This window comes from Streptomyces sp. NPDC090499 (assembly GCF_044769305.1).
In the GTDB taxonomy this organism is placed as follows: Bacteria; Actinomycetota; Actinomycetes; order Streptomycetales; family Streptomycetaceae; genus Streptomyces.
The window spans coordinates 434,775-445,738 of the sequence record NZ_JBIVXP010000006.1 but is presented as its reverse complement, the minus strand read 5'-3'; the positions used below and the strand labels follow the sequence as shown (position 1 = coordinate 445,738).

The window sequence follows — 10,964 nt, the reverse complement described above, 5'->3', positions numbered from 1 at the left end:
AACGGCGACAGAACACCAGCCCCTGTTTCCCTGCACAGTCATGGCTGACACGAATCACCTGGGAACGTCGATTAGGCTGGTCACGCTGTGCACAGCCGCCTACTCAGAGGGGAAGCATGACGGCGCGACACGAGGAGATCGCCGACGAGCTGCGGCACGCCATCGACCGCGAGGAGTACACCGTCGGCAGCCGGCTGCCCTCGGAGACGGAACTCGCCGCGGAGTACGGCGTCTCCCGCGGCACGGTCCGCCAGGCCGTCGCCGCGCTCACCGCCGAGGGGCTCATCGGCTCCCGCCAGGGCGCCCGCCGGGTGGTCCTCGCCAGCCGCCGCAGCCAGAGCTTCGCGGAGCTGCGCAGCTTCGCGCAGTGGGCGAAGGCGATGGGCCGCGCGGCGACGGGACACGTGGTGTCCCAGGAGTACCGGCCGGCCGGCCAGGAGGACGCCGTCCGCCTCCAACTGGCCCTCGGCACGCCCGTGTTGCACGTGCTGCGCGTACGCGGACTGGACGGCGAACCGGTGCTGCTCGAGCGCACGGTGTACGCGGACTGGATCTCCGGGGCGGTCGAGGCGATAGAGCCGGACTGCCCGTCGGTCACCCAACGCCTGTACGAGGACAAGGGGTTGGTCTTCGCGTACGGCGAGCACGTCATCGACGCGGTGGCGGCGGGGGCGCAGGACGCCGAACTGCTCGGCATCCGCCGGACGAGCCCGCTGCTGCGGGTGCGGCGCGTGACGACGACGCGGGAGGGGCGGCCGGTGGAGTGGTCCGACGACCGCTACCGCTCGGACGCGGTGAGCTTCAGTGTGCACAACTCCATCGGGAACAACGCGTTGGCGAGGAAGACCGCGGAGTAGGGGGTGGGGGGTGCGGTCGTACGCCGGGTGCGGGTGGTTCGTGGCTGGTCGCGCAGTTCCCCGCGCCCCTGGGTCGGCGGTGGAACCGCGCCCTGAAGGGGCGCGGGGAACTGCGCGAACAACCCCCACCGGCCCGCACCCGGCGCACGACCGCACCCCCCCGAGCCCTCCACCGCTCTCACCCCGGTGCCCCCGAGGAGAACCTCCTCAGCAGCGGCGACAGCACCAGCACCGACTTGGTGCGCTCCACGAACGGCTCCCCCGCGATCCGCTCCAGCACCCTCTCGAAGTGCCGCATGTCGGAGGCGAAGACCTGGACGACCGCGTCGGCCTCACCGGTGACCGTCGACGCGGCCACCACCTCCTGGTAGCGCTCCAGGCCCCGCTGAATGGTCTCCGGGGACGTGTTGCGCCGGCAGTAGATCTCGACGAACCCCTCGGTCTCCCAGCCGAGGGCCGCCGGATCGACCCGTACGGTGAATCCGGTGATCGCTCCGGTGGCGCGCAGCCGGTCCACCCGCCGTTTGACGGCAGGCGCGGACAGGCCGACCAGTTGCCCGATGTCCGCGTAGGAGCGGCGGGCGTCCTCGGCGAGGGCGTGCACGATGCGTTCGTCGAGATCGTTCAGCAAGGGGTCGTTCAGCTTTCAGGTGGTGCAGGAGGGGACCGGCGGTAGCCGCACACGAAGTAGAACACGGACCCGGACCCGGGTCCGGCGCCCGGCGGGACGCGCCTAGCTCCAGCTCGCGTGCAGCGGCTTGCCCTCCGCGTACCCGGCCGCGCTCTGGATGCCGACGATCGCCTTCGCGGCGAACTCCTCCAGGGACCCCGCACCGGCGTACGTGCAGGACGACCGCACGCCCGCGATGATCGAGTCGATCAGGTCCTCCACGCCCGGCCGGGCCGGGTCGAGGAACATCCGGGACGTGGAGATGCCCTCCTCGAAGAGCGCCTTGCGGGCCCGGTCGTAGGCTGACTCCTCCGACGTGCGGTTGCGCACCGCCCGCGCGGAGGCCATGCCGAACGACTCCTTGTAGAGCCGCCCTTCGGCGTCCTGCTGCAGGTCGCCCGGGGACTCGTAGGTGCCCGCGAACCAGGAGCCGATCATCACGTTGGACGCCCCGGCCGCCAGCGCCATGGCGACGTCACGGGGGTGCCGGACACCGCCGTCGGCCCACACGTGCTTGCCGTACTTCCGCGCCTCGGCGGCGCACTCCAGGACCGCCGAGAACTGCGGCCGGCCGACACCGGTCATCATGCGGGTGGTGCACATGGCGCCGGGGCCCACGCCCACCTTGATGATGTCCGCGCCCGCGTCGACGAGGTCCTTGACACCCTGCGCGGAGACGATGTTGCCGGCCGCGATCGGGACCTGCGGATCGAGGCCGCGGACCAGCCTGACCGCGCTGATCATCGACTCCTGGTGGCCGTGCGCGGTGTCGATGACGAGCGTGTCGACGCCCGCGTCGAGCAGTTGCTTGGCCTTGTCCGCGAAGTCCCCGTTGATGCCGACGGCGGCGGCGATGCGCAGCCGGCCGTGCGCGTCGGTCGCCGGGGTGTACAGGGTGGCGCGCAGGGCGCCCTTGCGGGTCAGGATGCCGGCGAGCTTGCCGTCCCGGTCGACGGCCGGGGCGTAGCGGCGGTTGGCGGCGTCCAGCTTGTTGAAGGCCTCGCGGGGGTCGATGTCCGCGTCGAGGAGCAGCAGGTCGCGGGACATGACCTCGGCGAGCTGGGTGAACCGGTCGACGCCGGTGAGGTCCCGGTCGGTGACGACGCCGACGGGGCGGCCGTCCTCGTCGACGACGACACCGGCGTTGTGCGCCCGCTTCGGCAGCAGGGCCAGCGCGTCGGCGACGGTCTGGTGCGGGGCCAGCACGATCGGGGTGTCGAGCACCAGGTGGCGGCTCTTGACCCAGGTGATGACATCGGTGACCACGTCGATCGGGATGTCCTGCGGGATCACGACGAGTCCGCCCCGCCGGGCCACGGTCTCGGCCATCCGCCGGCCCGCGATCGCGGTCATGTTGGCGACGACCAGCGGGACGGTGGTGCCCGTGCCGTCCGGCGAGCCGAGGTCCACGCCCTGACGCGAGCCGACCGCGGAACGGCTCGGCACCATGAAGACGTCGTCGTACGTCAGGTCGTACGCGGGCTGGATGTCATTGAGGAAACGCACGTGCCGCACATCCCAGTCGATCAGAGGTGACCCCCGGACCGGCCGGCCAGAGGGAAAAGCACGTACTTCATTCTCCCATGCCGACCGGCACGCCATGCCCGGGACGAACGTCCAGGCAGGTCAGAGCCCATCTGGAGGAACCCACAAGAGGCTGCGGTGGGGTCACCGAAGGGCCAGCGCGACGGTCAGCGCGGGTTCGTCGGCGGACGCGTCGGCGAACACCTGCCGGGCGGTCTCCCACTCGTCCGGTCTGCTCCGCGCGTATCCCTGCCAGCCGGTGACGACGATCAGGAGTCCGCGGCCGACGGCCTCCGGCGGCCACACCGAGGAGTCGCGGAGGCTGTCGGTGAGGGCATCCCAGTTGCGCCCGAACCACTCGGGCAGGTCCAGGGCGGAGGCGGTCCGGTCCATGAGGCCGGCCTTGTCGGTGACCCCGGCGAGGTCGAGGGTGACCAGATGCGGGCTCGTCGTCATCTCAGTGCCGTCCGAGTGGGGTTGCGGGGGCGGTCTGTTCGGCCAGCCAGGTCGCCGCCGAACGGGTCCAGGTCGAGGCCTCTCCGGCGCCGTGGGCGAGGCCCAGGCTGTGCGGGCCGTGCGGGTAGACGTGCACCGTGTGGGGCACGTCGTGGGCGGCCAGGGCGGTGGCCAGGCGGTAGGTGTGCTCGGGCCAGACGTACGGGTCCTCGGCCGTGTGCCAGAGGAAGAACGGGGGCGCCGACGGGGTCACCAGCGCGTCGAGCGAGACGGCCCGGCGCAGCTCCGGCGGGGCGTCCTCGCCCAGCAGGACGTCCCGGGAGGGCCGGTAGGTCTCGGTCTCCATCGAGGTGATGGCGTAGCCGAGCACGGCGAACTGCACCGCCGTCCGCGCGTCGCCGTCCGTGGCCAGGCAGGCCAGACCCGCGAGGTGCCCGCCCGCCGAGAACCCCACGAGCCCGATCCGGTCGGCCCCGGCGGCGCGCAGCCGGCGGATCTCGGTGCGCAGCGCTTCGAGGGGGACGGGATGCCGGACCCCGAGGGGGTACCGGAAGACGCTCGCCTCGATGCCGAGCCCCAGCCCGGTGAGCCACTCGGCCACCGGCTCGGCCTCGTGTTCGGCGTACTGCACGTAGCCGCCGCCCGGCAGCACGATCACATGTGCGGACATCGGTCTCACCGTTCCTCCTCGCGGGCTCCGGGGAGCGCGGGCAGGTCGTCCAGGAAGTCGTCGGACGGCACGAAGAAGAGTGTGCCGGTGACCGCGGTGGAGAAGTCGAGGATCCGGTCGTGGGTGGCGTCCTCGGTGCCGAGGAACATGTTGCGCAGCATCTGCTCGATGACGTCCGGCGTCCGGGCGTACCCGATGAAGTAGGTGCCGAACTCGCCGCCGCCGGGGCTGCCGAAGGGCATGTTGTCGCGCAGGATCTGCTGTTCCTCGCCGTCCGGTCCGGTGACCGTGTTCAGGTCCACGTGGGAGGCCGGCTCCTCCAGTTCGATGTTGGTGGCCTTCGTACGGCCGATGATCCGCTCCTGCGTCTCGACGGGCAGCGCGTTCCAGGCATCGAGGTCGTGGAGGTATTTCTGCACGACCACGTAGCTGCCGCCGGCATGGCCGGGGTCCTCGGCGCCGATCAGGACGGCCCTGCGGGCGGCGGCGCCGACCGGGTTCTCGGTGCCGTCGACGAAGCCCAGCAGGTCGCGTGCGTCCAGGTACTTGAAGCCCGGCACCTCGTCCTCGACGGTCACCGCGTCACGCAGCCGGTGCATGATCTCGGCGGCGAGCCCGAAGCACAGGTCGAACCGGGCGGCCCGGATGTGGAGGAGGAGGTCGCCCGGGGTGGCGACCGCGGTGTGCCGGGGGCCTGCCAGGGGCCGGAAGGGGTGCAGGCCCGCCGGGCGGGCGTGGTCGAGGAGCCGGTCCCAGGCCTCGGAGCCGATCCCCGCCACACAGCTCAGCGCGGCTTCCGGGGCGCCGAACCCGAAACTGCGCTGCAGCGCGCGGAGATCGCCCAGCACCTCCCGCGCCGTGCCCTCGGCGCCGGGGCGGACGGTGAGCACCAGGAAGATCGCGGCGGTGGTCAACGGACCGAGTACCGGCTGTGGTTCGGCTCTCGGCACGGACTGGGGTTCGGTGGTCAACGGGTCCTCCCGATGCGATCGGCACACGGTCTGTCGTACACATACTCGGGGTTGACGGCGTTCGGTCGGCGAAGACCCTCCAAGTGAGGGTGACCGGGTCCGCTGCCTCCGGCGGCGACAGGCGCCCCACGCCGTCCGGTTCGACGAGGGTCGCGGAGGGTCGCGGAGGGGGCGAGGAGTACGCAGGAGTACGTCCGCGGTCCGACCTCACGGTGCCCGGAATTTTTCGAGGAATCCATCGCCCAGCGGAATAGACAGATCTGTCTATGATGTTGACCAGGCACGGTAGACAGACCGGTCTACTCAACATGCCTCTCCGAACCGACGCTCCTCGGCCCCGTCCCCGCGAAGGATCTCCGATGAACCACCTCGCACCGCACGAGCGCACCGAGCGCGCCACGGCAGCACGCAGGCCGATCCGGCCGCGCGCGGCGTTCTACGTGCTCGCCTCCGTCGTCGTCTCCTTCCTGGCCGCCTCCAGCGCGCCCACCCCGCTCTACGCGTCCTACCAGGCCGCATGGGGATTCAGCCCGATCACCACCACGGTCGTCTTCGGCGTCTACGCGATCGCCGTCCTCTCCGGCCTGCTCGTCCTCGGCAAGCTGTCCGACCATGTCGGCCGCCGCCCGGTCCTCATCACCGCGATCGCCGCCCAGGCCGCCGCCATGCTGCTCTTCTCCACCGCCGGCGGCGTCGGCGAACTGCTCGTCGCCCGCGTCGTGCAGGGCCTGTCCACCGGCGCCGCGCTCGGCGCCGTCGGGGCCGCGATGATGGACATCAACCGCTCCCGCGGCACCCTCGCGAACGCCTTCGCCCCCGGACTCGGCACCGCGACCGGCTCGCTGGTCAGCGGCTTCGTCGTGCAGTACCTGCCCGCCCCCACCCACACCATCTACCTCGGCCTGCTTGCCGTGTTCGCCGCCCAGGCCGTCGCCATCGCCCTGATCGACGAGACCGTCACCAAGCGGTCGGGCGCCCTGGCCAGCCTGGTGCCCGAGATCAGTCTTCCGCGCGCGGTCCGTGGCGGGGTCCTCGCGGCGGCCCCCGTCGTCTTCGCCGTCTGGGCCCTCGCCGGGTTCTACGGCTCGCTCGGCCCGTCCCTGGTCCGCACCCTGGTCGGCTCCACCTCCGCGGTCTGGGGCGGCCTCGGCCTCTTCGTCCTCGCGTTCGTCGCGGCCGTCTCGGTCCTCGCGCTGCGCAAGGCGCAGTCCACGACCGTGATGTACACCGGCATCGGCGCGCTCGTCGCCGGGGTCGCCCTGACCCTGCTCGCCGTGGACCAGAGCGCTCCGGCGCTGTTCTTCGTCGGCACCGCCGTCGCCGGCCTCGGCTTCGGCAGCGGTTTCCAGGGCGGCATCCGCACCGTGCTGCCGCTGGCCAAGTCCCACGAGAGCTCGGGCGTGCTGTCCCTGCTCTTCGTCGTCGCCTACCTCGGCATGGGCGTCCCCTCGGTCGCCGCCGGCGCGCTGGTGGTGCACGGAGGCGGACTGGTCCCGACCTCCGAGGAGTACGGCGCGGTGGTCATCGCCCTGGCGCTGCTGGCCCTGGCCGCCCTGCTGCTGCGCGGCAGGCCGCAGATCGCGCCCGGCGTGAAGGTGGCGTCCGGCGGCACGCAGCCGGTGCCGGTCCGGACGGAGCAGCCCGAGCGCGTCACGCAGGCACGCTGACTGAGTAGACCGGTCTGGTCAGCCATAGACTGGAAGTACGGAAGGGTCGGGAAGGTGAGTGGCATGACGAAGACGTCGACCGATGCCAAGGCCGCCACCGCCCGGGAGCGCCTGCTCTCGGCGGCGAACGAGCTGTTCTACGCGGAGGGCGTGCAGTCGGTCGGGATCGACCGGATCATCGAGCGCGCCGGGGTCGCCAAGGCCTCGCTGTACAACACCTTCGGAGGCAAGGACCAGCTCATCCGCGCCTACCTCGACTCCCGGCACACCAGGCTGACCGAGCGGCTGCTGCGGGCCGTCGACGGCGCCGGCACCCCGCGGGACCGGCTGCTGGCCGTCTTCGACGCGCAGGCCGAGCTGTTCACCGAGCAGGACTACCGCGGGTGCGCGTTCATTGCGGCCAGCGCCGAGGCCAAGCACGGCAGCACCATCGAGGAGGTCTCCGACGTCTCCCGCGCCTGGGTCCGGGCCCTGTTCACCGAGCTCGCCCGGGACGCCGGCGCCCCGGATCCGGAGGCACTCGCCCGCCGCCTGCGCCTGCTGTACGACGGGGGTGTGGTGTCCGCACGGATGGACCGCGACCCGTCGGTGGGTGCGGTCGCCCGGGAGGCGGCGGCCGTCCTGATCGACGCGGCGCTGCCCGCCGGGTCCTGAAGGCCACCCGTCTCCGAGGCCCCGGCTCCGGGCCTGCTCGTCCGCCGCGGCAGCGTTGTCACACCGGCTGCCGCGGCACTGCCGTGTCCCTGGTCAGGGACCGTCCGGGTCCGCGCGGTTCAGGGCGGGCTTGGGCGTGGTGCCCGCCGCCATCAGGTAGTCGGCGGCCGAGGTGTCGGTGACGAGGCTGGTGACCAGCCCCGACCGCAGCACCGCGTCGATCGCGGCCGCCTTGCGCTGCCCGCCCGCGATCGCGACGACCTCCGGGATCCGGCGCAACTGGTCGGCCTTCACCGTGATGCAGCGTTCCCCCAGGTCGCGTCCGACCCGGCGGCCCTCGGCGTCGAAGAGGTGCGCGGCCATCTCGGCGGCGACGCCCAGCGTGGCGTAGTGCGCGCGCTCCTCGTCGCTGAGCATGTCGTGCACCGTGGAGATACCCGGCTCCCAGGAGCCGATGGAGACACAGGCGACGGTGACCTTGTCGAAGTACTCGAAGGCCCGGGCGATCCCGGTCTGGTTGCGCAGCGCCGCCGCGGTGGCCGCGTCCGGCAGCAGCATCGGGGCGTAGATGGGGTGCGCGTCGCCGCCCGACACCTGGGCGGCGCGCCGGACGGCCTCGACCGAGCCGCGCTCGGAGGTCCCGGCGTCGTACACGCCGGTCAGCTGCACCACCGTGCAGGGGGGCAGGCGGTCCAGCGCGGCCGCCATGTGGATGGTGGACCGGCCCCAGGCGAGGCCCAGCACGTCTCCCTCGTTGACGAGTTCGCCGAGCAGGTCCGCGGCGACCTCGCCGAGGTTCTCGGGGTCGGGGGTCTCCTCCGCCTCGGCCGGGGACTCGACCACGACGGCATGCCGCAGGCCGTACCTGGCACGGAGCGCGTCCGAGCGCTCGGCGTCCAGTTCGGCCGGTACGCGGATCTCGATGCGTACGAGATCCCTTTCGAGGGCAGTCTCCAGTACCCGGGCCACTTTGAAGCGGCTGACGCCGAACTCCTCCGCGATCTGGATCTTGGACTTGCCCTCGAGGTAGAAGCGGCGGGCCATGGCCGCCGCCTGCACCAGCTCTGCGGGTCCCATCCGCATGGCTGACCGGCCCGCCGACATACCCGACACGGCCATCTCCTCACTGCTGTTCACACTCTGGATACGCCGTTCATCCTTGCAGATCCGGCGCACTTGATCAGCCCTGATCGGAGCCGTTCACGTTCCCGTACCTCAGTGGTCGCACGCCCACGACGCCTGGGCGGTGGCCGTCGCCGCCTGGGTGCGTAGTGCACGTACCGCCTCTGCCGGGTCGTTTGCCCCGTACACCGCGGAACCTGCCACAAAAACGTCGGCTCCTGCGTCCGCACACCGTTCGATCGTCGACGCGGAAACTCCACCGTCGACCTGGAGCCACAGCTCCAGTCCGTGCTTGCTGATCAGCTCCCGGGTGCGGCGGATCTTCGGCAGCATGATGTCGAGGAACGCCTGACCGCCGAAACCCGGCTCCACCGTCATGATCAGCAGCATGTCCAGCTCGGGGAGCAGGTCCTCGTACGGCTCGATGGGCGTGGCGGGCTTGAGCGCCATGGACGCGCGGGCGCCCTTCGCCCGGATCTCCCGGGCGAGCCGCACGGGGGCGGCCGCCGCCTCCACGTGGAAGGTGACCGAGGAGGCCCCCGCTTCGACGTACTGGGGCGCCCATCGATCAGGGGCCTCGATCATCAGGTGGCAGTCCAGCGGGGTGTCCGTAGCACGGGCCAGGGACTCTACGACCGGCACACCGAGCGTCAGGTTCGGGACGAAGTGGTTGTCCATGACGTCGACGTGGAGCCAGTCGGCGCCTTCGACCGCCCTCGCCTCGTCCGCGAGGCGGGCGAAGTCGGCGGACAGGATGCTGGGGTTGATCTGCACGGCCATGCCCCAAGCGTGCCATGCCCCGACGGGGTGGGCCGAGCGGGGTTCGGGGCCGGGCGGGTTGCGGGTGCGGTGCGGGTGGGCGGGGCTGATCGCGCAGTTCCCCGCGCCCCTTCAGGGGCGCGGTCCCGGCCCCCTCAGCCGGTGCGACGGATCAGCGCGAGGTACATCGCATCCGTGCCGTGCAGGTGCGGCCACAGCTGCACATCCGGCCCGTCGCCCAGCTCCGGCACCCCCGGCAGCAGCGGACGCGCGTCCACCAGCTCCGTCTCGGGGCGCTGCTTGAGCACGTCCTGGACCACCGCCCGCGTCTCCGCCAGATGCGGGGAACAGGTGGCGTAGCCGACCACCCCGCCCACCCGCACCGAGTCGATCGCGGTACGCAACAACGCCCGCTGCAGCGGACCGAAGTTCTCGAGGTCCTCGGGACGGCGCCGCCAGCGTGCCTCCGGGCGGCGGCGCAGCGCGCCCAGGCCCGTGCAGGGGACGTCCATCAGGACCCGGTCGAAGGTGCCGGCGCGCCACGGCGGCCGGGTTCCGTCGGCGGCGATGACCTGGTACGGCCCCGGGTTGCCGTGCAGTGCCTTCTCGACCAGCCCGGCCCGGTGCGGCTGCTTCTCGGAGGCGAGCAGCACGGCCCCCCGCTCGGCCGCGAGCGCGGCGAGCAGCGCGGCCTTGCCGCCGGGTCCGGCGCAGCCGTCCAGCCACTTCGTGTCCGGGCCCTCGACCGGCACGGCCGCGAGCGCGAGGGCGACCAGCTGGCTGCCCTCGTCCTGCACACCGGCCCGGCCCTCCTGCACGGCCGTGATGGCGCCGGGCTCCCCGCCCTCGGCGAGCCGTACCGCGTACGGCGACCAGCGCCCCGGCACGGCGGCCTCCTCACCGAGGAGTTCCTCGGTGGTGGCCCGCCCCGGCCGGGCGACCAGCGTCACCTCGGGCCGCTCGTTGTCGGCGGCCAGCAGTTCCTCGATCCCCGCGCGTCCGCCGCCCAGGGAGTCCCAGAGGGCGGAGACGACCCACCGCGGATGCGAGTGCACCACGGCCAGATGGTCCTCGGGGTCCTCGTCGTAGGGCGGCGCGACCTTCGCGAGCCAGCCGTCCAGGTCGTCCTGCGCGACCTTGCGGAGCACGGCGTTGACGAACTTGGCCCGCCCGTCGCCCAGCACCACCCGGGCCAGCTCGACGGAGGCGGACACGGCGGCGTGGCTGGGAATCCGGGTCCCGAGCAACTGGTGCACACCGAGGCTCAGCACGTCGAGCACCGGCGGGTCCACCTCGCGCAGCGGCCGGTCGACGCACTCCGCGATGATCGCGTCGTACGTCCCCTGCCGGCGCAGCGTCCCGTACACCAGCTCGGTCGCGAGCGCGGCGTCGCGCCCGTCGAACTTCTCGGGGCCCTCCTTCTCGCGGGCCTTGCGCAGCAGCGGCGGCAGCACGAGGTTGGCGTACGCGTCCCGCTCGTCCACGGCGCGCAGCGCCTCGAAGGCGAGGACGCGGACGGGGTCCTTCTGGGGACGGCGGTAGGGCTTGGCGGGCCTGCGCGGCCGCCGGGACTGCTCGCTCACGAAAAAGGTGCTCCGGGTATGGGAATGAGGC

Annotated in this window: 11 protein-coding genes; 3 read left to right on the top strand and 8 right to left on the bottom strand. The window is 72.3% G+C overall.

The features are described 5' to 3' along the window. Positions 1 to 116: 116 nt before the first annotated feature. The gene (locus tag ACIQVL_RS24815) at positions 117 to 857 is read left to right on the top strand and encodes a GntR family transcriptional regulator (protein WP_403429683.1); all 741 of its coding nucleotides are present in this window, start codon (positions 117 to 119) and stop codon (positions 855 to 857) included. A 178-nt stretch (positions 858 to 1,035) separates the two neighbouring features. On the opposite strand, the gene ACIQVL_RS24810 is transcribed toward ACIQVL_RS24815, so the two are convergent. The 5 genes from ACIQVL_RS24810 to ACIQVL_RS24790 all read right to left on the bottom strand — a co-directional run bounded on the left by ACIQVL_RS24810 (position 1,036) and on the right by ACIQVL_RS24790 (position 5,148). Beyond that, positions 1,036 to 1,488 (bottom strand): Lrp/AsnC family transcriptional regulator, encoded by a 453-nt coding sequence (locus ACIQVL_RS24810; RefSeq protein WP_046726552.1) that lies wholly within the window; start codon positions 1,486 to 1,488, stop codon positions 1,036 to 1,038. Positions 1,489 to 1,590: 102 nt separating this feature from the next. Next, positions 1,591 to 3,033 carry a GuaB1 family IMP dehydrogenase-related protein gene (locus tag ACIQVL_RS24805; RefSeq protein WP_403429682.1) on the bottom strand — a complete coding sequence of 481 codons (1,443 nt, stop codon included), beginning with the start codon at positions 3,031 to 3,033 and terminating at the stop codon, positions 1,591 to 1,593. 162 nt (positions 3,034 to 3,195) lie between these two features. After that, a complete protein-coding gene (locus tag ACIQVL_RS24800) occupies positions 3,196 to 3,507 on the bottom strand; it encodes a barstar family protein (protein ID WP_403429680.1) in 312 nt (103 codons plus the stop codon). A 1-nt stretch (position 3,508) separates the two neighbouring features. After that, positions 3,509 to 4,177 carry an alpha/beta hydrolase gene (locus ACIQVL_RS24795; protein ID WP_403476370.1) on the bottom strand — a complete coding sequence of 223 codons (669 nt, stop codon included), beginning with the start codon at positions 4,175 to 4,177 and terminating at the stop codon, positions 3,509 to 3,511. Between the two features lie 5 nt (positions 4,178 to 4,182). After that, positions 4,183 to 5,148, bottom strand: coding sequence for a Dyp-type peroxidase (locus tag ACIQVL_RS24790; RefSeq protein ID WP_403476369.1), 966 nt, complete (start codon positions 5,146 to 5,148; stop codon positions 4,183 to 4,185). 359 nt (positions 5,149 to 5,507) lie between these two features. On the opposite strand from ACIQVL_RS24790, the gene ACIQVL_RS24785 reads away from it, so the two are divergent. After that, positions 5,508 to 6,815: an MFS transporter gene (locus tag ACIQVL_RS24785; protein WP_403476368.1), complete on the top strand. Its 1,308-nt coding sequence runs from the start codon at positions 5,508 to 5,510 to the stop codon at positions 6,813 to 6,815. 63 nt (positions 6,816 to 6,878) lie between these two features. Next, positions 6,879 to 7,469, top strand: coding sequence for a TetR/AcrR family transcriptional regulator (locus ACIQVL_RS24780; protein WP_403429673.1), 591 nt, complete (start codon positions 6,879 to 6,881; stop codon positions 7,467 to 7,469). A gap of 93 nt (positions 7,470 to 7,562) precedes the next feature. Here the strand turns inward: ACIQVL_RS24780 and ACIQVL_RS24775 are convergent, their stop codons facing one another. The 3 genes from ACIQVL_RS24775 to ACIQVL_RS24765 form a co-directional block, all read right to left on the bottom strand. After that, positions 7,563 to 8,606, bottom strand: coding sequence for a sugar-binding transcriptional regulator (locus ACIQVL_RS24775; protein ID WP_403429672.1), 1,044 nt, complete (start codon positions 8,604 to 8,606; stop codon positions 7,563 to 7,565). Positions 8,607 to 8,684: 78 nt separating this feature from the next. Further along, the gene (rpe, locus tag ACIQVL_RS24770; protein WP_403429670.1) at positions 8,685 to 9,371 is read right to left on the bottom strand and encodes a ribulose-phosphate 3-epimerase; all 687 of its coding nucleotides are present in this window, start codon (positions 9,369 to 9,371) and stop codon (positions 8,685 to 8,687) included. A gap of 134 nt (positions 9,372 to 9,505) precedes the next feature. After that, positions 9,506 to 10,933, bottom strand: a complete 1,428-nt coding sequence (locus tag ACIQVL_RS24765; protein ID WP_403429668.1) for an RsmB/NOP family class I SAM-dependent RNA methyltransferase — start codon at positions 10,931 to 10,933, stop codon at positions 9,506 to 9,508. Positions 10,934 to 10,964 lie beyond the last annotated feature (31 nt).

Bases quoted from the DNA above. Each gene is read 5' to 3' on its own strand.
- ACIQVL_RS24815 (WP_403429683.1), top strand. From the start codon at position 117: ATGACGGCGCGACACGAGGAGATCGCCGACGAGCTGCGGCACGCCATC.
- ACIQVL_RS24800 (WP_403429680.1), bottom strand. From the start codon at position 3,507: ATGACGACGAGCCCGCATCTGGTCACCCTCGACCTCGCCGGGGTCACC.
- ACIQVL_RS24795 (WP_403476370.1), bottom strand. From the start codon at position 4,177: ATGTCCGCACATGTGATCGTGCTGCCGGGCGGCGGCTACGTGCAGTAC.
- ACIQVL_RS24785 (WP_403476368.1), top strand. From the start codon at position 5,508: ATGAACCACCTCGCACCGCACGAGCGCACCGAGCGCGCCACGGCAGCA.
- ACIQVL_RS24780 (WP_403429673.1), top strand. From the start codon at position 6,879: ATGACGAAGACGTCGACCGATGCCAAGGCCGCCACCGCCCGGGAGCGC.
- rpe (WP_403429670.1), bottom strand. From the start codon at position 9,371: ATGGCCGTGCAGATCAACCCCAGCATCCTGTCCGCCGACTTCGCCCGC.